Below are 22,284 nucleotides of genomic sequence, written 5' to 3' on the forward strand. Positions count from 1 at the left end.
GTCATAAGCAGTGCAGCGTATCTTTGTGCGCTTGCTTATACAAGTCAGTCATAAGGCATGAATTATCGGGCTGACCTTCCCACATCATGAAAATTCGCGACCTCGATCTCAGCGCCAGCCCGATCAACCTGCAGCACCAGGCGGCAGGTCTGCCTCCGGTGGAGGACGTCGTTTCGCACCCGGACCAGCACCCGGTGCTGCGCATGGCGATGTGGGCGGCAGTGGCGGTGCTGGCGACGCTGGTGGTGGCGGTGGTGTGGCGGCTGTTCTTCGGGGACAACGGCGGCCACAGCGGCTTCGAGCTGATCAGCGGCGCGCTGTCCAGTCCCACCTTCTGGAGCGCGCTGGCGGTGGGCTTCCTGGCGCAGGTGGTGGACGGCGCGCTGGGCATGGCTTACGGCATCACGGCCACCACGTTCCTGCTCACGGCTGGCGCCACGCCGGCGGCGGCCAGCGCCAGCGTGCACATCGCCGAGGTCTTCACCACGGGGTTGTCGGGCATCTCGCACGTGAAGCTGGGCAACGTCAACAAGTCGCTGTTCGTGCGGCTGCTGGTGCCGGGCATCCTGGGCGCGGTGCTGGGCGCGGTGCTGGTGACGCAGTTCGACGGCGCGGTGATGAAGCCCTTCATCTCGGCCTACCTGCTGCTGATGGGCGTGTACATCCTGCGCAAGGCCTGGCGCGGCAAGTTCAAGAACCAGCAGCAGGAGCCGCGCCACGTGGGCAAGCTGGCCCTGGTGGGCGGCTTCGTGGACGCCGCGGGCGGCGGCGGCTGGGGCCCGGTGGTCACCAGCAACATCATCGGCGCCGGCGGCGACCCGCGCACCACCATCGGCTCGGTGAACTTCGCCGAGTTCTTCCTGACACTCTCCAGCGCCACGTCCTTCATCCTGCTGGCCGGCGAGCCCGCGACCTGGCTGATGGTGGCGGGGCTGGTGTTCGGCGGCATGTTCGCCGCGCCGCTGGCCGCGCTGCTGTGCAAGAGCCTCAAGCCGCGCACGCTGATGACGATCGTGGGCGTGCTGATCACGCTGATCAGCGCCTTCAACATCTACAAGGCGCTGCATTGAAACTGCAGCCCTGAGGACCAGGACGACGGCGCGGGTGTTCCCGCGCCGTTTTCATTTCAGGCCTGCACGCCCAACGCCCCGACGTTGAGCCGGTCCCCGTCGCCGCGCCGGGTCCGGACCATGGAGCGGCCCCGGCTGCCGTCCAGGTGACGGCGCAACCGCTTGATGTGCTCGTCCACGGTACGCACGTCCACCGCGTGGTCCGGGCCCCAGGCCGCCGCGATGATCTGCTCGCGGTTGACCACGCGCCCCTGGTGCTCGACCAGGCAGCGCAGCAACTCCAGCTCCGCGCGTGGCGGCGAGATCACGGCGGTCTTGTGGCCGCGCGCCACGCGCCCCTCGTGGCGCAGCGTGCCAAGGCCGGCCGCTTGCCGCATGGCCGTTGCGGCTGGCGCGTCCGCCGTGCGTGGCACACCTTTCACGGAGCAGGCACGCCCGCCTGGTCACGGAGTTGTCGCAATCGCTTCATAGAGTCCTTGCCGATGAACGATTTCTCATCCACGGAGGCCGGCTCCATGCCCGTGTCCGCCGCCCCGGCCAGCGCGGCGGCCGCCGCGCCGGGCCTGGTGATGCTCGACCGCGAGAAGGCGATCCTGGCCTTCAACCGCCGGGTGCTGGCGCAGGCGCGGCGCGAGGACGTGCCGCTGCTGGAGCGGCTACGCTACGTCACGATCGTCTCCTCCAACCTGGACGAGTTCTTCGAGGTGCGCTTCGCCGACGTGATGGAAGCGGCGCGGCTGCCCGGCACCGCGGTGACCGTGGGCGAGGTGCAGGCCATCGCGGCCGAGGCGCGCGCGCTGGTGAACGAGCAGTACACCCTGTTCAACGACGAGGTGATGCCGGCGCTGGAGCGCGAAGGCCTGCGCGTGGTGCAGCACCACCAGCGCAACGCGGCGCAGCGGCGCTGGGTGGCGGGCTTCTTCCAGGCGCAGGTGCGCCCGTTGCTGGTGCCCGTGGGGCTGGACCCGGCGCACCCGTTCCCGACGGTGGCCAACAAGACGCTGAACTTCATCGTGCAGCTCGGTGGCCGCGACGCCTTCGGGCGCGAGAACGCCATCGCCATCGTCAAGGTGCCGCGCGTGCTGCCGCGCGTGATCCGGCTGCCCGATGAGGTGTCGGAGGGGCGGCAGGCCTTCGTGCTGCTCAGCAGCGTGATCCGCGCGCACCTCGACGAGCTGTTCCCCGGGCGCCAGGTGCTGGCCTTCTCGCAGTTCCGCGTCACGCGCGACTCGGAGCTGGAGGTGGACGAGGACGATGCCACCAACCTGCGCCAGGCCCTGCGCAGCGGGCTCTACACCCGCCACTTCGGCCAGGCCGTGCGGCTGGAGGTGGTGGACAGCTGCTCCGAAACGCTGGTGCAGTTCCTGCTGCAACAGTTCCAGCTGCCGCCCTGGGCGCTGTACCGCGTGGGTGGCCCGGTCAACCTGGTGCGGCTGACCGAGCTGATCGACCAGGCCGACGCGCGCGGGCTGCGCTTTCCGCCGTGGAAGCCGGCCTGGCCGGCGAGCCTGCCGCAGGGCACCTCCATCTTCGAGCGGCTGCAGCAGGGCAACGTGCTGCTGCACCATCCCTTCGAGAGCTTCGAGCCGGTGGTGCAGTTCCTGCGCGAGGCGGTGGCCGACCCCGACGTGCTGGCCATCAAGCAGACCATCTACCGCACCGGCACGGAGTCGGTGCTGATGGAACAACTGCTCGAAGCCGCGCGCCGTGGCAAGGAAGTGACGGTGGTGGTCGAGCTCAAGGCACGCTTCGACGAGGAGGCCAACATCAACTGGGCCGAGCGGCTGGAGGCCGTGGGCGCGCAGGTGGTGTACGGCATCGTGGGCCTCAAGACCCACGCCAAGCTGCTGCTGGTGACGCGGCGCGAAGGTGCCAGGACCGCCAGCGGGCGGCGCGAGGACGGCGTGCTGCGCCGCTACGCGCACCTGTCCACCGGCAACTACAACGCGCGCACCGCGCGGCTCTACACGGACCTGGGCTGCATGACGGCCGACCCCGAGCTGACGGCGGACGCGGATGCGGTGTTCCAGCAGCTCACCGGCCAGGTGGAACTGGGCAAGCTGCACCGGCTGCTGGCCGCGCCCTTCGCGCTGCAGGCGGCCATGCTGGACCACCTGGTGCAGGTGACGCAGGCGGCGCTGCACGGGCTGCCGGCGCGGGTGGTGGTCAAGTGCAACGCGCTCACCGACCCGCTGCTCATCGACGCGCTGGTGCTGGCCAGCCGGGCCGGTGCGCGCATCGACCTGATCATCCGCGGCGCCTGCATGCTGCCGCCCGGCGTGCCGGGCCTGAGCGACCGCATCCGCGTGCGCTCGGTGGTGGGGCGCTTCCTGGAGCACACGCGCGTCTTCTACTTCCGCTGGGGCCCCGGCGACGAGGACGAGGCCTTGTATCTCAGCAGCGCCGACTGGATGAGCCGCAACATGCTGCGCCGCGTCGAGGTGGCCTGGCCGATGCGCGACCCCGTGCTGCGCCAGCGCGTCATCGACGAATGCCTGGTGCCCTACCTGCACGACACGCGCGACGCCTGGGCGCTGCAGCCTGACGGCAGCTGGCGCAGCCTGGCCGAGCCGCAGGGCATCGGGGCGCAGCAGGCGCTGATGGATCTTTACCAGGGGTGAAGCGAGATGGACCTGATCCTGTGGCGCCATGCCGAGGCCCATGACCTGCGCGAAGGCGAGACCAACGACCTCGCGCGCACGCTCACGCCCAAGGGCGAGCGCAACGCCGCGCGCATGGCGCACTGGCTCAACCAGGTGCTGCCGGCCACCACGCGCGTGCTGGCGAGCCCCGCGGTGCGCACGCAACAGACGGCCGCGGCGCTGGAGCGCAAGTTCAGGACCGTGGCGGCGCTGGCGCCCGACGGCTCGGTGGACGCGCTGCTGGACGCGGCGCGCTGGCCCGAGGCGCGCGAACCGGTGCTGGTGGTGGGCCACCAGCCCACGCTGGGGCTGGCGGCGGCCTGCCTGCTCTGCGGCACCGCGCAGCCCTGGAGCATCCGCAAGGGTGCCATCTGGTGGCTGCGCTGCAGGGAAAGGAACGGCGGCCAGCAGGTGGCGCTGTTGACGGTGCAGTCGCCTTCGCTGCTCTGAGCCGCGGCTGCCAAGGGTGTAGGAGAAGTCTGACCAGGAAACGCGGCGCCGTTCGATGGCGGCGCAACGGCGCGTGGAGCCCAATGGCTGCATGGCGTTTCACGAAACGAGAGGTCAAACATGAACAACAGCTCACTGAGTCCCTTTGGTGAACACTCGCTGACCCTGGTGGCCGGCGTTTTCGATGACGTGGAAAGCGCCGAGCAGGCCGCGGCCTCGCTGCGCCAGGCCCCGGGCCTGCACACCACCGTCCTTCACCCGGGCGACCGGCGCATCGGGCGCAAACTCGAACCGGAGCAGCGGGGCATCTGGCGCACGTTGTTGCGCAGTCATGCGCTGTTCATGCCCGCAGGCGCGCTGCTGGGCGTGGCCGTTGCGCTGGCGCTGGCCGCGGCGGACATCCGAGCGGTGGCCGACTCGCCCTATTTCGCCATGGGGTTCCTCGGGATGATGGGCGCCTTCTTCGGCGGCCTGGTCGCCGGGTTGCTGACGCTGCGCCCGGACCATGCCATCGTCATCCGCAAGGTGCGCGCGGCCCTGGCGCGCGGCGCCCACGCGGTGGTCGTGCACCCGATGAACGAGCTGAGGGCGCAGGCCGCCGTCGCCGCCTTGCGCCGCGCCGGCGCTGAACCGTTGCGGTCGCTGTGACCGCATCCACACGGGAGCACCAGGCATGAGCAGGTCCGACGACAAGCGCCTGAACGGCCTGGTGCACCGCGATCCCAAGGCGCGGATCGACCTTTCCGGCATCGATCCGTCCTCGAAGCCCTTTTCCCAGGGCGACAAGGTCCGGGACAAGGCGGCGGTGGAGCAACTCGCCGTGCGCCTGGACGAATTGCAGAACCGCTTCTGGGCCGACCGCCGCTACAAGCTGCTGGTGGTGCTGCAAGGCACGGACGCCTCGGGCAAGGACGGCACGCTGCGCCACGTCTTCGGCCGCATGAGCCCGCTGGGCGTGCATGCCGTCTCCTGGCGCGCGCCCACCGAGGACGAGCGTGCCCGCGACTTCCTCTGGCGCATCCACCAGCGCGTGCCCGCCGCGGGCGAGATCACGGTGTTCAACCGCAGCCACTACGAGGACGTGCTGGTGCCGGCGGTCAAGGGCCAGCTCACGCCCAGGCAGCTCAAGCAGCGCTTCGCGCAGATCAACGACTTCGAGCGCATGCTCACCGAGACCGGCACCGTGGTCTGCAAGTTCATGCTGCACATCTCCAGCCAGGAGCAGCAGCGGCGGCTGCAGGCGCGGCTGGACGACCCGGCCAAGCACTGGAAATTCCTGATGGAGGACGTGGAGGCGCGCCGCCACTGGGACGACTACCAAGCGGCCTACGCCGACCTGCTCTCGGCCACGGGCACGCCCTGGGCGCCGTGGACCGTGGTGCCGGCGGACTCCAAGACGCACCGCAACCTGATGATCGCCACGCTGCTGGAGCGCGCGCTGCAGGGGCTGGAGCTGCACTACCCGGAGGGCGACCCGGCGCTGAAGGGGCTGCGCATCGAGTAGCACGGAGCCCGATCACGGACGGCGGGACGGTGGGGGTTTGAACACGCCACGCGATGCCCTGCCATGACGGGCGCCGCTGACGCCGCCATCCCTTCCAATGCCCGCGACAGCGGGCATTGCGCTTTTCGGTAATTTGTTACGCCATCGCCGATTTCTACGGCCCGCGCGCTCAACTCACTGATGCGCTGGCCGAATGACAGGGACGTCGGCCGAATGGAGTGAGCAGCACTTGAGGGAGCGCCGGGCACTCGCCCTGTGGATGTTCGTTGTTTCGCGGATTCCGCGTCAGCGGCGGGACGCGTGAGCGGCTTGCGCTGTGTAGAGACAACGCCTCACGAGACGGTTGCCGGAAGCCTTGCGGTTCCGTATGAAGTACCCCGGTTCAAAGTCCAGCGCGACCGCGCCGCGGCAAGCCGAAGCTGAGGCGAATGCGCCGGTTCCCTGCGTCGCTGCCAGGGAGCTCAGGCGCTTCGTGCGCTGGCTGGTTGCCGTCAACGTCATCGTCGGCGGCGTGCTGGCGCTGGCGATCTTCCAGGCCCTGAACGCCAGCCACGAGGTCCACGCGAACCGCGCCCGCAATGCGACCGAAAACCTCGTCGAAGGGCTCAAGGACAGCATCTCGGCCCACCTGAAACTCGTGGACAGCGCGCTGCTGAACACGCGGCTCGCGCTCGGGCATCTGCGGCAGCACGCCCCGTTGGAGCGCGACGAGGTCCATCGCGTGCTGTCGGAGCAGCAGTCGCTCGTGCCGCAGATGGAGAGCCTGCGTGTCACGGATGCGCAAGGCAACCTGCTCTTCGGCGCCGGCGTGCCGACGGCCCCGCGGGTCAACATCAGTGACCTCGACTTCTTCCGCCGTGCACGCGACGCTTCCAGCGATGAGGTGTTCGTCTCGGAACCCCTTGAAAGCCGCATCAACGGGAAGTGGATCGTGGTACTGGCGCGGCGCATGGCGGATACCGAGGGACGCTTTGCCGGTGTCGTGTACGGAACGCTGCTCACCGGGCATTTCAGTGCCATGTTCGAGGGCATGGCGCTGGGCCAGCATGGCGCCATCACGCTGCGCAGCGGCTCGCTGCGGCTGGTGGCCCGCCATACGCCGGGAGACACGGGGCCCCAGCCCGTGGGCAGCGCCCGCGTGTCGGCCGAACTGGCTGCCGCGGTGAAGGCCGCGCCGGCGCAGGGATTCTTCGTGTCGCGCACGAAGCTGGACGGCATCGAGCGCACCAACGCCTACCGCCGGATCGATTCGTTTCCGCTCTACATTCTGGCGGGCCTCGCCACGGACGAGTTCTTCGCACCCTGGCGTGTCGATGCGGCCGCAAACATTGCGCTGCTCGCGGCGCTGACGCTCCTGCTCGCGGGTTCCTCGGCGCTGGTGTTGCGGTCGCGCACGCGCCAATACCACGCCCAGCAGGAAGTGTCGCGGCTGGTAGCCGAGCAGGCGCTGATGCTCGACAGCGAGCTGATCGGCATCGTGCGGCTCAAGCACCGGCGGATCACCTGGGTCAACAAGGGGCTGGAGCGCATGTTCGGGTACCGGGCCGATGAGCTCATCGGCCAATCGGCCCGGATCTTCTACGGCGACGACCAGACCTTCGAGGAGTTCGGCAAGCTTGCCTATCCCCACCTCGAAGCCGGCCGTGCGTTCCGCGCCCCGCTGATGCTGCGCAGGAAGAGCGGCGAGCCGATCTGGGTGGACGCCAGCGGTACGTGGATGCAAGGCCAGCCCGGCGAAATGGTGTGGATGACGCTGGACATCACCAAGGACAAGCTGCAGCACGACGAGGTCGTGCACGCGGCGCTCTACGACTTGCTGACCGGCCTGCCCAACCGGCGGCTGATGCTCGAACGCCTGAAGCTGTGCATGCAGAGCTGCGAGCGATTCACCAGCCAGCTCGCCGTGGCCTTCATCGATCTGGACGGCTTCAAGGCCGTGAACGACGCGCATGGGCACGATGCCGGCGACGTGGTGCTGCGCGTTGCCGCGCAACGCATGCAGGGCGCCGTTCGCGCGTGCGACACCGTGGCCCGCATCGGTGGCGACGAGTTCGTCGTGATCCTTAACGATCTGGAGGAACGGGCCCAGTGCGCAGCCATTCTGGAGCGCATACGGTCCGTGGTGTCCGAGCCGATCATCATTCCGGGCAAGGGCCCGTGCACGGTATCGGCCAGCATCGGCGTCGAGTTCCACGGTCCTCGGCACACGACGCCCGAGAGCCTGATGACGGCCGCGGACGAGGCCATGTACCAGGCCAAGAAGGCCGGACGCAACCGCGTCCACGGCTTACCGGCCCGGGAGCTGGCCTGAGCAACCTCTGGCTTCAGCCAGGCTGCCCGGCGAGCGCGCAGCGGGCCGGCGCGGCCAGGGTGGCGTGCAGGCCCACCACGCCGCCCACGATCAGCAGCGCGGGCGAGCGCACCGCGTGCAGCACGGCCAGCCCGGGCAGCGTCCGCAGCGAGCCCACCACGCGGCGGCTGTCGGGCTGCGAGGCGCGCTCCACCAGCGCCGCGGGCGTGTCGGCGCCCAGCCCATGCGCCGTGAGCTGCGCGCAGATGGACGCCAGCGTGGACACGCCCATGTAGATCACCACCGTCTGGCGCGGGCGCGCCAGCGCGGCCCAGTCCATGTCCAGCACGCCCGCCTCGCTGCGGCGGTGGCCGGTTGCGAGCACAACCGAAGCCGCGTGGTCGCGGTGCGTCAGCGGCATGCCGGCCTCGGCCGCGGCGGCCTGCGCCGCGCTGATGCCCGGCACCACCTCGAAGGGCACGCCCGCGGCGGCCAGCGCCTGCGCCTCCTCGCCGCCGCGGCCGAAGATGAAGGGGTCGCCCCCCTTGAGCCGCACCAGCGCGCGCCCGCTGCGCGCGAGGCGGATCATCAGCGCGCAGATGTCCTCCTGCGGCAGCGTGTGGTGCGCGCTCTCCTTGCCCACGTAGATCAGGTCGGCCCCTTCGGGCACCAGGCGCAGCACGTCGCGCGACACCAGGTGGTCGTAGAGCACCAGGGAGGCCCGGCGCAGCGCGCGCTCCGCGCGCACCGTCAGCAGCTCCGGGTCGCCCGGGCCGGCGCCCACGAGCGTGACGCGGGCCGCGCGCGGCGAAGCCGGCAAGGGCGCGGGGCTGAAGAACAGCGGTTCGTCGAGGACGCTCATGGCTCACCGGCATGGGATGAATTGCGTTGGCGCAATGCTCCGCGCGGGCTGAACCGGCGTCCTTAAACCAGTTCAAGGACGGCCCGCAGGGGCAGGCGGAGCATCGCCCCCGGCACAGCAAGGACGCTGCACCAGCCGGAGAAAGCGCATGAACATCCACAAACTCACCCCCTTGGCCACCGCGGCGTTCATCGCGGCCGTGGCGCTGCAAGCCCACGCGCAGGACGCCAAGCCTCACGTCTCGCCGTCCGAGGCCGGCTACCAGGCCGGCGGCTCTCCCGTGGGCAACGAGCCCATGTACCAGAGCACGAACCCCAAGGCCCCGCCGATGACGCAGGCGGAGTTCGACAAGGCGCGCAAGGTGTACTTCGAGCGCTGCGCCGGCTGCCACGGGGTGCTGCGCAAGGGTGCCACCGGCAAGCCGCTGACGCCCGACATCACGCTGGAAAAGGGCACCGATTACCTCAAGGTCTTCATCGCCTACGGCTCCGCCGCGGGCATGCCCAACTGGCTGACCTCGGGCGAGATGGATGACAAGGAAGTCGATCTGATGGCCCGCTACATCCAGCAGGACCCGCCGCAGCCGCCGGAGTGGGGCATGGCCGAGATGAAAGGCACCTGGAAGGTGCTGATCCCGCCCGAGAAGCGCCCGACGAAGAAGGAGAACAACTACAACATCGCCAACATCTTCTCCACCACGCTGCGCGACAGCGGCGAAGTGGCGCTGATCGACGGCGACACCAAGCAGATCATCAACATCGTCAAGACCGGCTACGCGGTGCACATCTCGCGCACCTCGGCCTCCGGACGATTCCTGTACGTGATCGGGCGCGACGGCAAGGTCAACATGATCGACCTGTGGATGCCCAAGCCCGACAACGTGGCCGAGATCCGCATCGGCCTGGAAGCCCGCTCGGTGGACACCAGCAAGTACAAGGGCAAGGAAGGCGACTTCACCGACAAGCTCGCCATCGCCGGCGCCTACTGGCCGCCCCAGTACGTGATCATGAAGGGCGACACGCTGGAGCCGCTCAAGATCATGGGCACCCGCGGCATGACCGTGGACACGCAGGAGTACCACCCCGAGCCGCGCGTGGCCTCGATCGTGGCCTCGCACTTCAAGCCCGAGTTCGTCGTCAACGTCAAGGAAACCGGCAAGACGCTGATGGTGGACTACTCCAACCTCGACGCCCTGAAGGTGACCGAGGTCGCCAACGCCCGCTTCCTGCACGACGGCGGCTGGGATTCGAGCAAGCGCTACTTCATGGTGGCGGCCAACCAGAGCAACAAGGTCGGCGTGATCGACGCCAAGGAAGACAAGCTCGCCGCGCTGGTGGAGGTGGGCAAGATCCCGCACCCGGGCCGCGGCGCGAACTTCGTGCACCCGAAGTACGGCCCGGTGTGGTCCACCGGCCACCTGGGCGACGAGACCATCTCGCTCATCGGCACCGACCCGGTCAAGAACAAGCAGCACGCCTTCAAGGTGGTGCAGACGCTCAAGGGCCAGGGCGGCGGCTCGCTGTTCCTCAAGAGCCATCCGAAGTCCCAGCACCTGTACGTGGACACGCCGCTCAACCCCGACCCGAAGCTGTCGCAGTCGGTGGCGGTGTACGACATCAAGAACCTCGACAAGGGCTTCACCGTGCTGCCGATCGCCGAATGGTCGGGCATCAAGGACGGCGGCGCCATGCGGGTCGTGCAGCCGGAGTTCAACAAGGACGGCGACGAGGTGTGGTTCGCGGTGTGGTCGGCCAAGGACAAGCAGAGCGCGCTGGTCGTGGTGGACGACAAGACCCTCAAGCTCAAGGCCGTGATCAAGGACCCGCGCCTGGTCACGCCCACGGGCCACTTCAACATCCACAACACCCAGCACGACGTCTACTGACCCGTTGACACGGCAACCGGTCCATCCCTGCCCCCCGCCCGCAAGGCGGGACAGGGGCAGGGGAGAGGGCCGGCGCACAGGAGAGACACCACCATGAAATCCCTGCTCATCGCCACCGCCGCGGCCACGGCGGCGCTGCTGTCGGCCCCCGCCTTCGCCGATGCCGACGCCGCCATGAACAAGGCCGGCTGCATGGCCTGCCATGCCAAGGACAAGAAGCTCGTGGGTCCGTCCTTCAAGGACGTCGCCGCCAAGTACAAGGGCCAGGACGCCACCGCGCGGCTCACCGAGAAGGTGCGCAAGGGCGGTGCCGGCAACTTCGGCCCCATCCCCATGCCGCCCCACGGCGCGGACAAGATCAGCGACGGCGACCTCAAGGCCGCGGTCGAGCAGATCCTCAAGTCCTGAGCCGGCCATGACGAAGCCGCTGCTGGCCGCCCTCGGACTCGCACTGGCCTGCGCCGGTGCCTGGGCGCAGGACGTGTCCCCCGCGCGCCAGGCACAGCTCCAGCGCCTGCTGCGCCAGGACTGCGGCTCCTGCCACGGCATGCGGCTCACCGGCGGGCTCGGCCCCGCCCTCACGCGCCAGGCGCTGGCGGACGTGCCGCTGGACAGCCTGGCCGCCACCATCTACCACGGCCGGCCCGGCACGCCCATGCCGCCGTGGAGCTCGTTCATGAGCGCCGAGGAGGCGCAATGGCTCGCCCGCCTGCTGCTCGCGGGCGTGCCGGAGGAGACCCCATGATCAACCGCCGCCAGTGGCTGCAGTCCGCCGCCGGCAGCGCCGCGCTGCTGGGCCTGGCCGGCTGCGCCGGCACGCCGCTCTCCGTTGCATCCGCATCCAGCACCGGCACCGGCGACCTGGGCGTGGTGGTCGAGCGCGCCACCGGAAAACTCGCCATCGTCAACACCAGCCAGCCGCGCGTGCTGGCCGAGGTCGAGGGGCTGGGCGACCTGTCGCATGCCTCCGTCGTGTTCTCGCGCGACGCCGCCAGCGCCTTCGTCTTCGGCCGCGACGGCGCCATGAGCCGCGTGGACCTGCTGCAGCGCCGCCTCACCGGCCGCGTGATGCAGGCCGGCAACTCCATCGGCGGCGCCATCTCGCAGGACGGCCGCCTCGTCGCCGCGCAGAACTACCAGCCCGGCGGCATCAAGGTCTTCGACGCCCGCACGCTGGAGCTCGTGGCCGACATCCCCGCCATTGGTGCCGACGGCAAGGCTTCGCGCGTGGTGGGCCTGGCCGACCTGCCGGGCCACCGCTTCATCTACGCGCTCTTCGACGCGGGCGAGATCTGGATCGCCGACCTGTCCGAGCCCAAGGCCCCCAAGGTGACGAAGTTCCGCGACATCGGCCGGCAGCCCTACGACGCGCTGGTCACGCCCAACGGCCGCCACTACATCGCCGGGCTGTTCGGCGAGGACGGCCTGGCGCTGATCGACCTGTGGGACGAGCAGCCGCGCGCGCGCCGCATCCTCGCCGGCTACGGGCGCGGCCAGGCGCCGCTGCCGGTGTTCAAGATGCCGCACCTGCGCGGCTGGGCCGTGGCCGGGCGCCACGCGTACCTGCCCGCCATCGGCCGCCACGAGGTGCTGGTGGTGGACACCGAGACCTGGGCCGAGGTGGACCGCATCCCGGTGGCCGGACAGCCGGTGTTCGCCATGGCGCGCCCCGACGGGCGCCAGGTGTGGGTCAACTTCGCCGTGCCCCACTACAACCGGGTGCAGGTCATCGACACGCCCTCGCGCCGCGTGGTGCGCACGCTGGAGCCGGGCGAGGCCGTGCTGCACATGGAATTCACGCCGCGCGGCGAGGCGGTGTGGATCAGCTCGCGCGACGCCAACCGGGTGTCCGTGATCGCCACCGACAGCTTCGACACGCTGGCTCAACTGCCGCTGCAAGCGCCCAGCGGCATCTTCTTCACCAGCCGCGCCGCGAGGGTGGGACTGTGAACGCCCCCCACCTGCGCCTGCTCAACGACTGGCAGCACGGCTTTCCGCTGCGGCCGCGCCCCTTCGACGCGCTAGCCCGCGAGCTGGGTTGCGAGCGCACCGAGGTGCTGCGGCAATACCGCGCGCTGCAGGCGGCGGGCAGCCTCAGCCGCATCGGCGGCGTGTTCGCCGCCGGCGCCGGGGGCGCGGCGGCGCTGTGCGCCTACGCAACCCTGCCGCAACGGCTGGAGGCGGTCGCCGCCACCGTCTCGGCGCATCCGGGCGTCAACCACAACTACGAGCGCGAGCACGCCTTCAACCTGTGGTTCGTGATGACCGGCAGCGACCGTGCCGCGGTGCAGGCCGGCATCGACGCGCTCGACGCCGCCACGGGGCTGCGCGCGCTGCGCCTGCCCATGCTGCGGCCCTACCGCATCGACCTGGGTTTCGACTTGCTCGGCACGCGGCGCCAGTGCAAGGCACAGCGCCCCGCGCGGGCCGCGGCCCCGGTGGCCGAGGCCGACCGGCCGCTGGCCGCGCTGGCCGGCGAGGGGCTGCCGCTGGTGGAGGAGCCCTACGCCGCCTGGGCCGCGCGGCTGGGCCGATCCACCGGCGCGGTGCTCGCCACGCTGCGGGGCTGGCTGGAGCAGGGCACCCTGCGCCGCTTCGGCGTGGTGGTGCGCCACCACGAACTGGGCTTCGACCAGAACGCGATGTGCGTGTTCGACGTGGCCGACGACCGGGTGGATGCCGCCGGCGCGCTGCTGGCGCGGCAGCCGGGCGTGACCCTGTGCTACCGGCGCCAGCGCGACACGGGCTGGCGCTACAACCTTTTCGCCATGGTGCACGGCCGCGAGCGCGCGCAGGTGCTGGCGCAGGTGGAGGCCGCCGCCACGGCGGTGGACCTGCTCGCCGTGCCCCGCGCCGTGCTCTTCAGCCGGCGACGTTTCACCCAGCGCGGCGCACGCTACTTCGGCGCGCCGCGGGAGTTTCGACATGCGTGATTCCAGCAACCTCACTGCGGCCAGTGCGGCGCAGCCGCCGCTGAGCATGGCCGACGCGCTGCTGATCGAGGCGCTGCACGGTGGTTTCCCGCTCACCGAGCGGCCCTTTGCCGAGGTCGCCCGGCGCCTGGAGATGGGCGAGACGCAGGTCATCGAGCGGCTGCACCGGCTGCTGGCGCGCGGGCTGCTCTCGCGCTTCGGGCCGCTGTACCAGATCGAGCGCGCCGGCGGCCTGTTCGTGCTGGCCGCCATGGCCGTGCCCGAGGCCGATTTCGACCAGGTGGCCGCGCTGCTGCAGACCATGCCCGAGGTGGCGCACAACTACCGGCGCGAGCACGAGCTCAACATGTGGTTCGTGGTCGCGGCCGAGACGCCCGAAGGCGCGCAGGCCGCGCTGGGACGCATCGCCCAGGCCACGGCGCTCAAGGTCTGGGCCTTCCCCAAGGAACGCGAGTACCACGTGGAGCTGCGCCTGCCGCTGCGCGCGGCGGCCGGCGGCAAGGACGCGCCGCTGCCCAAGGCCCCGCCGCGCCCCGGGCCGCGTCCCGGCGAGGCGCAGCCGCTGAGCGACTTCGAGCGCACGCTGGTGGCCGCCACGCAAAGCGGGCTGCCGCTGGTGGAGCGTCCCTACGAAGCCGTGGGCGCCGTGGTCGGTGCCGATGCGCTCACGGTGCGGCTGACACTGGAGGACATGCTCGCGCGCGGCGTGATCCGGCGCATCGGCGCCGTGCCGCACCACGTCCGGCTGGGCTTCACCGCCAACGGCATGAGCGTGTGGGACGTGGACGACGCGCAGGTCGATGCGCTGGGCGAGGCCGTAGGCCGCCTGCCCGGCGTGAGCCACTGCTACCGCCGCCCGCGCCATGCGCCCGAGTGGCCCTACAACCTGTTCGCGATGCTGCACGGCCGCTCGCGCGAGGCGGTGCACGCGCAGGCGCGCGCCATCGCCGAAGTGCTGGGCCCGGCCTGCCGCGCGCACGACATCCTCTTCAGCAGCGCGGTGCTCAAGAAGACCGGGTTGCGCCTGCACCCGTAAGGGGTTTGACCATGTTCCGCATCTCCCACTACATGCACGCGCTGGCGCAGGCCGAGCGCACCGGCCTCTATCCCGACACGCGCAGCCGCAAGCCGCGCGGGCCGGTGGTGATCTGGAACCTGATCCGCCGCTGCAACCTCACCTGCAAGCACTGCTACGCGCTCTCGGCCGACCACGACTACGCCGGCGAGCTGGACACGGCGGAAGTGTTCACGGTCATGGACGACCTGAAGGCCTTCGGCGTGCCGGTGCTGATCCTCTCCGGCGGCGAGCCGCTGCTGCGATCGGACATCCTGGACATCGGCCGCCGCGCGCGCGACATGCGCTTCTACGCGGGGCTGTCCACCAACGGCACGCTCATCGACGCCGCGCTGGCGGACCGGATCGCCGAGGTCGGCTTCGACTACGTGGGCATCAGCCTGGACGGCATCGGCGCCGTGCACGACCGCTTCCGCCGCCTGGAAGGCGCCTTCGACCGCAGCCTCAAGGCGGTGCGGCTGCTGCGCGACCGCGGCGTGCGCGTGGGCCTGCGCTACACCATGACCGACATGAACGCCGGCGACCTGCGCCCGCTGCTGGAGCTCATGCGCGCCGAGGGCATCCCGAAGTTCTACTTCTCGCACCTGAACTACGCCGGGCGCGGCAACATCCACCGCGGGCGCGACGCGCGCTTCGCCGCCACGCGCGAGGCGCTGGACCTGCTGTTCGACCGCGCCTGGGACGATGCCCGCCGTGGCGGCTGCGAGGAGTACGTCACCGGCAACAACGACGCCGACGGCCCCTACCTGCTGATGTGGGCGCAACGGCACCTGCCGCACTGGGCGCCGCAGCTCCAAGCGCACTTGCGCCAGTGGGGCGGCAACGCCTCGGGCCTGAATGTGGCCAACATCGACAACCTCGGCCATGTGCACCCGGACACCATGTGGTGGCACCACGACCTGGGCAGCGTGCGCGAGCGGCCGTTCTCGGCCATCTGGAACGACCTCTCCGACCCGCTGATGGCGGGCCTGAAGCAGCAGCCGCGCGCCGTGACGGGGCGCTGCGCCGACTGCCGGCACCTGGCCATCTGCGGCGGCAACACGCGCGTGCGCGCGCAACAGCTCACCGGCGACCCGTGGGCCGAGGACCCGGGCTGCTACCTGGAGGACGCCGAGATCGGCCTGCGGCAGCCCTCGCACCGCGTCGAGATCACGCCCTTCAAGCACCGCCCGCGCACCATCACCGTGAGGGCCGCGTGATGGACACCGCCTGGCTGAGCACCGCCTGGCGCGTGGCCGTGGCCGCGGGCCTGGTCGCCATGGGCGTGGACCTCGCGCACGCGCAAGGCACCGACGCCACCGTGCGCGCCGCCGCGCTCTACAAGGAGCACTGCGCCGCCTGCCACGGCGAGCAGCGCCTGGGCGGCATGGGCCCGGCGCTGCTGCCGCAGAGCCTGGAGCGGCTGAAGCCCGCCGAGGCGAAGCAGGTCATCACCCACGGCCGCGCCGCGACGCAGATGCCGGCCTTCAAGGCGCAGCTCGGCGCCGAGGACATCCAGGCGCTGGCGCAGTGGATCTACGCGCCGGTGTCGCCCGCGCCCGCCTGGGCCGAGGCGGACATCCGCGCCTCGCGCACCGAGACGCCCAAGGCGAAGGAGCTGCCCCACAAGCCGCTGTGGAAGGCCGACCCCATGAACCTGTTCGTGGTGGTGGAGGGCGGCGACCACCACGTCTCGCTGGTGGACGGCGACCGCTTCGAGGTCATCCACCGCTTCGCCTCGCGCTTCGCGCTGCACGGCGGCCCGAAGTTCACTCCGGACGGGCGCTTCGTGTTCTTCGGCTCGCGCGACGGCTGGATCACCAAGTACGACCTGTGGAACCTGCAGGTGGTGGCCGAGGTGCGCGCCGGGCTGAACATGCGCAACGTGGCCGTGAGCGGCGACGGGAAGTGGGTGATGGCGGCCAACTACCTGCCGCACACGCTGGCGCTGTTCGATGCCGATCTCAACCTGGTGAAGGGCTACGCCGCCGCCACGCTGGACGGCAAGAGCAGCTCGCGCGTCTCGGCCGTCTACGACGCGGCGCCGCGCAAGAGCTTCGTGGTGGCGCTCAAGGACCTGCCGGAGCTGTGGGAGATCAGCTACGACCCCAAGGCCGCGCCGATCTTCGACGGCTACGTGCACGACTACAAGATGGGCGAGGGCATCGCCAAGCCGGGCACCTTCAACGTGCGCCGCACGCTGCTGGACGAGCCGCTGGACGACTTCTTCTTCGACCAGAGCTACACCCACGCGCTGGGGGCGACGCGGCCGAAGACGGCGGCAACGCCGGCCGCCTCCGGAGCTTCAGGCGCCGCAGCGGCGCCGACGCCCACGGCGCAGGTCGTGAACCTGGACGTGCGCAAGAAGATCGCCGACTTGCCCATCGCCGGCATGCCGCACCTGGGCTCTGGTACCACCTTCGCGTGGGAAGGCACCACGGTGCTGGCGAGCCCGAACCTGCAGGGCGGGGCCATCGACGTGATCGACATGAAGACCTGGAAGCCGCTGCGCAGCATCCCCACGCCGGGCCCGGGCTTCTTCATGCGCAGCCACGAGGCCACACCCTACGCCTGGACCGACTCGATGATGAGCCCCGGCGCCAGGGACACGCTCACGCTCATCGACAAGCGCACGCTGCAGGTGGCGGCGCAGATCCGCGAGCCCGGGCGCACGCTGGCGCACACCGAGTTCACCAAGGACGGCCGCTACGCGCTGGTGAGCGTGTGGGAGAAGGACGGCGCGCTGGTGGTCTACGACGCGCGCACGCTCAAGGAAGTGAAACGCCTGCCCATGAGCAAGCCGGTGGGCAAGTACAACGTGTGGAACAAGATCACGCGCTCGGAGGGGACCTCGCATTGAGCGCAAGGGCCGGGCGGGAGAGCCCCGCCATCCGCGCCCTCACTGCATCGGATACCGCGCCAGCCGCTGCGTATCCAGGATGCGGATGTCGCGCTTGTCCACCTCGATCAGCCCCGCGCTTTCGAGCTCGCCCAGCACGCGCGAGAAGTACTCCGGCGTGATGGACAGCCGCGAGGCGATGGTGGCCTTGCTCACCGGCAGCGAGACGGTGCAGCTGCCTTCGCCGCCCTCGCCCGACTGCTCGCGCAGCAAGTAGCCGATGACGCGCTGCAGCCCGCTGTGCAGGGCATAGGACTCGACGTCGTGGATGAGCCCGTGCAGCCGCCGCGACATGCCCGCGAGCATGCGCAGCGCAAAGCTCGGCTCGCGCGAGATCTCGCCAAAGACGGTTTCCTTGCGCACGCCCAGCAACAGCGAGTCCGTCACCGCGGAGGCGTTGACCACGCAAGGCTTGTCCGTGAACACCAGCGCCTCGCCGAAGCTGTTGCCCGGGCCAACCAGCTCGATCACCTTCTCCTGACCCGCGGGCGAGATGGCATGCAGCTTCACCTGCCCGGTGACGACGACGTGGAAAGCCTCGCAGGGCTCGCCCGTGCGGTAGATGGCCTCGCCGCGCGCATAGCGCTGCAGCACGCAACCTTCGGCCAGGCGCTGCAGCTCCACGGGCTGCAGCGCGTTGAACAGCGGCAGCACCGAGAGATAGCGCGCGGTGTCGAACTGGCGCAGGTCCATGGGCAAAGGCCTCCTCTTGTTCTGGACGCAGGAGTGTGATCGGAAGCCCCGGCCTGGTGCTTGACCTCAGTCAATCCGGGGCCACGCCGCGGCGCGCGAAGGCGCCGCGCCGGTGCGTCGAACCCAAGGCCTTCGTGTCGCCCCCGGCCGCGCCGGGTCAGCGCGTCAGCGTCGCGTACACCTGCGCCAGCCGGCCCACCAGCTCCGTGGCGCGGTGCACCTGCGCGTAGCCCTTGCTGCCGAAGAGCAGGGGCAGGTAGTCGTGGCCCTGGTCGTCGATGCTCACGCAGAAGGGCACCAGCCCCGCCGCGCGCGCGGCCTGCACCGCGTGGCGCGTGTCCTCCAGGCCGTAGCGGCCCTCGTACTGGTCCAGGTCGTTGGGCTTGCCGTCGGTGAGCAGCAGCAGCAGGCGCTGGCGCTCGCCGCGGCGCTGCAGCCGCGACGTCGCCAGCCGGATCGCCGCACCCATGCGCGTGTAGTAGCCGGGCTTGACCGCGCCCACGCGGGCGCGCGGGCCCGCGCCCCAGGCCTCGTCGAAGCCCTTGAGGTGCTGCATGCGCACGTGCTGGCGCCGCACCGAGCTGAAGCCCAGCATCTCGAAGGCGTCGCCGCTGGCCGACAGCGCCTCGCCGAACACGAACAGCGCGTCGCGGATGACGTCGATCACGCGCGCGTCGTTGGTGGCGTAGGCGTCGGTGGACAGCGACAGGTCCGCCAGCAGCAGCGTGGCCAGGCTGCGCTCGCACTTCACGCGGCGCGCGTGCACCGCGGGCGCCTCGCTGCGCGGGCCGGCGTCGGACTGCAGCCGCACCCAGGCGTCCAGGTCCAGCTCGTCGCCCGAGACCTCGCCACGCTGCCAGCGCGGCGCGGCGCGCAGCAGCTCCAGGCGCCGGCGCACGCGCCGCGCCGTGGCCTTGAGCGCCGGCGGCGGCACGAAGGCCTCGCCGGGGCGCGCCACGAAGGTCTGCACCGCGCAGTGCCCGGGGCGCAGCACGCCGGCCTTGTAATCCCACTCCGGCAGCTTCAGGCCCGGGCCCAGCGGCAGGTCATCGGCGCTGGCGCTGGGCAGGTCCAGGTCGAACTTCACCCGCGCCGCCAGCGTCTGGCCGTCGGGGGCGATGGAGAGCTTGTCCATGTCGTTGGCCGCGTCCAGCGCGTTGCCGTCGTCGCTGTCGTCGTCGCCGCGGTTGACCTTGACGTGCTCGCTCCACGACAGCAGCGCCTCGGCGCGGAACGCCAGCAGGAACGGGTTGCCGTCGCGGTCGTCGGTGGTCCGCTGCGCCGCGCGGCGCTTCTTGTCCGTCACGCCGGGCGCGCGCTTTTCGCCGCCTTCGGGCAGCGGTGCGTCCGGCCGCGCGGGCAGGGGTGCCGCCCCGGGCGCATGCTCGACCCACAGCCACAGCGGCGCGACCTCGTCGGGGCGCACCTCGACACCGGGCAGGGGGAGGTCGGCACCGGCTTGCAGCGAGGCGCGCAGCGCGGCCTGCACGGCGGCCTCGGCTTCCGCGGCACGGCCCTTGAGCCGCTGCGGGTGCGGGCGCTGCGCCAGGTGCGCCGACACCAGCCGCGCGTGGCGCTCGCGCAGGCCCGGGAAGCGCTGCAGGGCGACGCGCCCGGCGGCCAGGTTCAGCGCGATCCAGCCCGCGCCCGCGGCGAGCGGATCGGCCGCGGCCTCGTCCATGCCGGCCGACAGCGCCGCCAGCCACAGGTACAGGTCGCGGTTGAGGGCGGTGTCGGGGAACACGGCGATGCTCGGCGGCAGCGCCAGCACCTCGTGCTCCAGCCGCGGCAGCGCGGCGCGCTCGCCCGTGCCCGCGATGCGCTGCAGCCAGCCGCGCGGCCCGCCGCTGCGGCGCTCGGTGGCCGGCGCGATGCGCACGGCCGCGGCGCCGCCGGCGCCACGGAACAGCATGCCGATGGCGCGCTGCACCTGCGGCAGCTCGACGGCGGCTTCGGGATGCGAACGGTCGGCCACGCGCGTCACGGCGCGGTGCCACCAGGCGCCTACGAGTTCTTCCATGAGATGTCCTTGGAATCAGGGCCGGTCAGGAAGCGCGGTTTCATCCCCGCTCCTCCCGCCTCTGCCGCTCCGTCTCCCGCCGCGCCGCCTCGCCTTGCTCCCACGTCAGCAGCGGATCCTTGTCCTGCGGCGTCTGCGACACGTCGCACTCCGTCAGGCAGCGCCCGCACTGCACGCAGGAGAACATCATTCGCTTGATGTTGCGCGGGTGCAGCCGCATCGGGCAGGCGTTGTCGCAGGCGCTGCCGGAGGGCGATTTCACGGTCTCGCAGCCGCGGCAGTCGCGCGCGCGGTCGCGGCTGAAAGCCACCACCATGCCGCGCGGATTGGCCATCCAGGCCAGGCTCTGGAACAGCCCCACCGCGCAGCCGAAACGGCAGAACAGGTGCCGCGCGAAGGCGAATTCCAGCGTGAACACGGTCGTGCCGATGAGCAGGAATTTCGCCTGGTTCGGCGTGAGCGTGCCGTGCACCAGGTTGCCCCAGATCTCCGCCGGCGGCAGCAGGTAGCTCAGGATCGTCACCGCCCAGGTGAAGCCCAGGATCAGGCACGACAGGCCGAACAGCGGCCACCAGCGCTTCTTCGCCGGCCGGTCGCTGCGCGGCGTGGCATGCCGGTCCCAGAGGCTGAATTTCGCGCAGGCGCGGTGCAGCAGGTCGTTCACCAGCTCCACCGCCGAGAAGTGCGGGCACAGCCAGCCGCACCACAGGCGCCCCCAGCGCCAGGCCACGGCCAGGAAGCCCCCCACCAGCACAACCGCCGGCAGCACCGCGCGCAACAGGAAATTCAGCGCCACCTGCGGCGCCGTGATCTGCCCGGCCGTGAAGGCGTCGATGCCCAGCGACCAGCGCATGCCCAGCACCCAGAGCTGGGTCTCGTTGAGGTCGAAACGCAGCAGGTTCAGCGCCGGCGCCAGCACGAAGAAGGCGAAGAAGCCGGCCTGCATCCAGTGCCGGCGGCGCTGCAGCCGGTGCGCGTTGCGCACGGTGGGCCACGACGAGGATGACGACGACGAGGCCGCCGGCTTGCGCACCGTCATCTTGCGGCGCGGGGCGGGCGCGTTGCCACCGCCAGCGCTGCCGCCGTCTTCATGCCCCGGGGGCGGACCTTCCAAAGCCATGGTGAAACCGCCCCGGGAGCCTCAGCCGCCGATGACGGCGCTCGTCAGCTCCGTCAGCGCCGCCGCCGTCTCGGCATCGTCGGTGAGTGCGTCCACGATGGCGGCCTGGCAGGCCGTGGCCAGCGGCAGCCCGGAGCGCACCAGGCGCGCGGCCACCACCAGCAGCCGGGTGCTGACGGTCTCCTCCAGGTCGTGGTCGGTGAGCCGGCGCAGCGCCTGCGCCAGGCGCACCAGCGTGGCGGCCAGCTGCGGCGGCGCCTCGGCCTCGGCTTCCAGGATGCGCTGCTCGACCTCGGCCACCGGGTAGCCGAAATTCAGCGCCACGAAGCGCTGGCGCGTGCTGGGCTTGAGGCTCTTGAGCAGGTTCTGGTAGCCGGGGTTGTAGCTGATGACGAGCATGAAGCCGGGCGCGGCCTGCAGCATCTCGCCGGTGCGCTCGATGGGCAGCACGCGGCGGTCGTCGGCCAGCGGGTGCAGCACCACGGTGGTGTCCTTGCGCGCTTCCACCACCTCGTCGAGGTAGCAGATGGCGCCCTGGCGCACGGCGCGCGTGAGCGGGCCGTCGCACCAGACCGTGTCGCCGTCGCCGATGAGGTGGCGGCCCACGAGGTCGGCGGCGCTGAGGTCGTCGTGGCAGCTCACGGTGATGAGCGGGCGGCCCAGCCGCGCGGCCATGTGCTCCACGAAGCGCGTCTTGCCGCAGCCTGTGGGGCCCTTGATCAGCAGCGGCAGCTGCTCGCGGAACGCATGCTCGAAGAGGCCGCATTCGGCCGCCTGCGCCATGTAGAAGGGCACGGCGGCGACTTGCCTGGCGGATGCGAGTTCCATCAGAGGTGTCCTGTGTGCGTTGTGGGGGAGGTAC

At 70.9% G+C, this 22,284-nt stretch carries 20 protein-coding genes and 1 pseudogene; 15 read left to right on the forward strand and 6 right to left on the reverse strand.

The window, feature by feature from the left end:
• The first annotated feature begins 86 nt into the window (after positions 1-86).
• Positions 87-1,070 (forward strand): sulfite exporter TauE/SafE family protein, encoded by a 984-nt coding sequence (locus Q0741_RS05495; protein WP_298232188.1) that lies wholly within the window; start codon positions 87-89, stop codon positions 1,068-1,070.
• Positions 1,071-1,126: 56 nt separating this feature from the next.
• On the opposite strand, the gene Q0741_RS05500 is transcribed toward Q0741_RS05495, so the two are convergent.
• Positions 1,127-1,447: a winged helix-turn-helix domain-containing protein gene (locus tag Q0741_RS05500; RefSeq protein WP_298232189.1), complete on the reverse strand. Its 321-nt coding sequence runs from the start codon at positions 1,445-1,447 to the stop codon at positions 1,127-1,129.
• A 138-nt stretch (positions 1,448-1,585) separates the two neighbouring features.
• Here Q0741_RS05500 and ppk1 point away from each other — a divergent pair, with 138 nt between their 5' ends.
• The 5 genes from ppk1 to Q0741_RS05525 all read left to right on the forward strand — a co-directional run bounded on the left by ppk1 (position 1,586) and on the right by Q0741_RS05525 (position 7,977).
• Entirely contained in the window at positions 1,586-3,691 is a 2,106-nt protein-coding gene (gene ppk1 / locus Q0741_RS05505; protein ID WP_298232228.1) for a polyphosphate kinase 1, read from the forward strand.
• A gap of 6 nt (positions 3,692-3,697) precedes the next feature.
• Positions 3,698-4,162 carry a histidine phosphatase family protein gene (locus Q0741_RS05510; RefSeq protein ID WP_298232190.1) on the forward strand — a complete coding sequence of 155 codons (465 nt, stop codon included), beginning with the start codon at positions 3,698-3,700 and terminating at the stop codon, positions 4,160-4,162.
• Between the two features lie 120 nt (positions 4,163-4,282).
• Positions 4,283-4,810 (forward strand): riboflavin biosynthesis protein RibA, encoded by a 528-nt coding sequence (locus Q0741_RS05515; RefSeq protein ID WP_298232191.1) that lies wholly within the window; start codon positions 4,283-4,285, stop codon positions 4,808-4,810.
• A 25-nt stretch (positions 4,811-4,835) separates the two neighbouring features.
• Positions 4,836-5,666: a PPK2 family polyphosphate kinase gene (locus tag Q0741_RS05520; protein ID WP_298232192.1), complete on the forward strand. Its 831-nt coding sequence runs from the start codon at positions 4,836-4,838 to the stop codon at positions 5,664-5,666.
• Positions 5,667-6,033: 367 nt separating this feature from the next.
• Positions 6,034-7,977: a diguanylate cyclase gene (locus Q0741_RS05525; RefSeq protein WP_298232193.1), complete on the forward strand. Its 1,944-nt coding sequence runs from the start codon at positions 6,034-6,036 to the stop codon at positions 7,975-7,977.
• A gap of 13 nt (positions 7,978-7,990) precedes the next feature.
• Here the strand turns inward: Q0741_RS05525 and cobA are convergent, their stop codons facing one another.
• Complete coding sequence (gene cobA, locus Q0741_RS05530) at positions 7,991-8,818, reverse strand: uroporphyrinogen-III C-methyltransferase (RefSeq protein ID WP_298232194.1); 828 nt, start codon at positions 8,816-8,818, stop codon at positions 7,991-7,993.
• 148 nt (positions 8,819-8,966) lie between these two features.
• Here cobA and Q0741_RS05535 point away from each other — a divergent pair, with 148 nt between their 5' ends.
• From Q0741_RS05535 to Q0741_RS05575, 9 genes and pseudogenes are all read left to right on the forward strand, one after another.
• Complete coding sequence (locus Q0741_RS05535; protein WP_298232195.1) at positions 8,967-10,703, forward strand: nitrite reductase; 1,737 nt, start codon at positions 8,967-8,969, stop codon at positions 10,701-10,703.
• A 93-nt stretch (positions 10,704-10,796) separates the two neighbouring features.
• Positions 10,797-11,111, forward strand: a complete 315-nt coding sequence (locus tag Q0741_RS05540; protein WP_298232196.1) for a c-type cytochrome — start codon at positions 10,797-10,799, stop codon at positions 11,109-11,111.
• A 7-nt stretch (positions 11,112-11,118) separates the two neighbouring features.
• Positions 11,119-11,448 carry a cytochrome c gene (locus Q0741_RS05545; RefSeq protein WP_298232197.1) on the forward strand — a complete coding sequence of 110 codons (330 nt, stop codon included), beginning with the start codon at positions 11,119-11,121 and terminating at the stop codon, positions 11,446-11,448.
• Positions 11,445-12,653 carry a cytochrome D1 domain-containing protein gene (locus Q0741_RS05550; RefSeq protein WP_298232198.1) on the forward strand — a complete coding sequence of 403 codons (1,209 nt, stop codon included), beginning with the start codon at positions 11,445-11,447 and terminating at the stop codon, positions 12,651-12,653. The genes Q0741_RS05545 and Q0741_RS05550 overlap by 4 nt, the downstream gene beginning before the upstream one ends.
• Entirely contained in the window at positions 12,650-13,636 is a 987-nt protein-coding gene (locus Q0741_RS05555) for an Lrp/AsnC family transcriptional regulator (protein ID WP_298232199.1), read from the forward strand. Before Q0741_RS05550 ends, Q0741_RS05555 begins: the two co-directional genes overlap by 4 nt.
• A 250-nt stretch (positions 13,637-13,886) precedes the next feature.
• A pseudogene (locus Q0741_RS05560) lies at positions 13,887-14,081 on the forward strand (Lrp/AsnC family transcriptional regulator); the annotation flags it as partial.
• Between the two features lie 117 nt (positions 14,082-14,198).
• Positions 14,199-14,672, forward strand: coding sequence for an Lrp/AsnC family transcriptional regulator (locus tag Q0741_RS05565; protein WP_298232229.1), 474 nt, complete (start codon positions 14,199-14,201; stop codon positions 14,670-14,672).
• Positions 14,673-14,683: 11 nt separating this feature from the next.
• Positions 14,684-15,910 (forward strand): heme d1 biosynthesis radical SAM protein NirJ, encoded by a 1,227-nt coding sequence (nirJ, locus tag Q0741_RS05570; RefSeq protein WP_298232200.1) that lies wholly within the window; start codon positions 14,684-14,686, stop codon positions 15,908-15,910.
• Positions 15,911-15,969: 59 nt separating this feature from the next.
• Positions 15,970-17,550 (forward strand): nitrite reductase, encoded by a 1,581-nt coding sequence (locus Q0741_RS05575; protein WP_298232230.1) that lies wholly within the window; start codon positions 15,970-15,972, stop codon positions 17,548-17,550.
• Positions 17,551-17,589: 39 nt separating this feature from the next.
• Here Q0741_RS05575 and Q0741_RS05580 read toward each other — a convergent pair whose 3' ends face one another.
• The 4 genes from Q0741_RS05580 to Q0741_RS05595 form a co-directional block, all read right to left on the reverse strand.
• Entirely contained in the window at positions 17,590-18,282 is a 693-nt protein-coding gene (locus Q0741_RS05580; protein WP_298232201.1) for a Crp/Fnr family transcriptional regulator, read from the reverse strand.
• A 157-nt stretch (positions 18,283-18,439) separates the two neighbouring features.
• Positions 18,440-20,302, reverse strand: a complete 1,863-nt coding sequence (locus tag Q0741_RS05585) for a VWA domain-containing protein (protein WP_298232202.1) — start codon at positions 20,300-20,302, stop codon at positions 18,440-18,442.
• Between the two features lie 40 nt (positions 20,303-20,342).
• The gene (locus Q0741_RS05590; protein ID WP_298232203.1) at positions 20,343-21,422 is read right to left on the reverse strand and encodes a 4Fe-4S binding protein; all 1,080 of its coding nucleotides are present in this window, start codon (positions 21,420-21,422) and stop codon (positions 20,343-20,345) included.
• Positions 21,423-21,443: 21 nt separating this feature from the next.
• The gene (locus tag Q0741_RS05595; protein WP_298232204.1) at positions 21,444-22,250 is read right to left on the reverse strand and encodes a CbbQ/NirQ/NorQ/GpvN family protein; all 807 of its coding nucleotides are present in this window, start codon (positions 22,248-22,250) and stop codon (positions 21,444-21,446) included.
• Positions 22,251-22,284 lie beyond the last annotated feature (34 nt).

The sequence above is a fragment of the uncultured Azohydromonas sp. genome (assembly GCF_937926365.1).
Lineage (GTDB): Bacteria > Pseudomonadota > Gammaproteobacteria > Burkholderiales > Burkholderiaceae_C > Azohydromonas.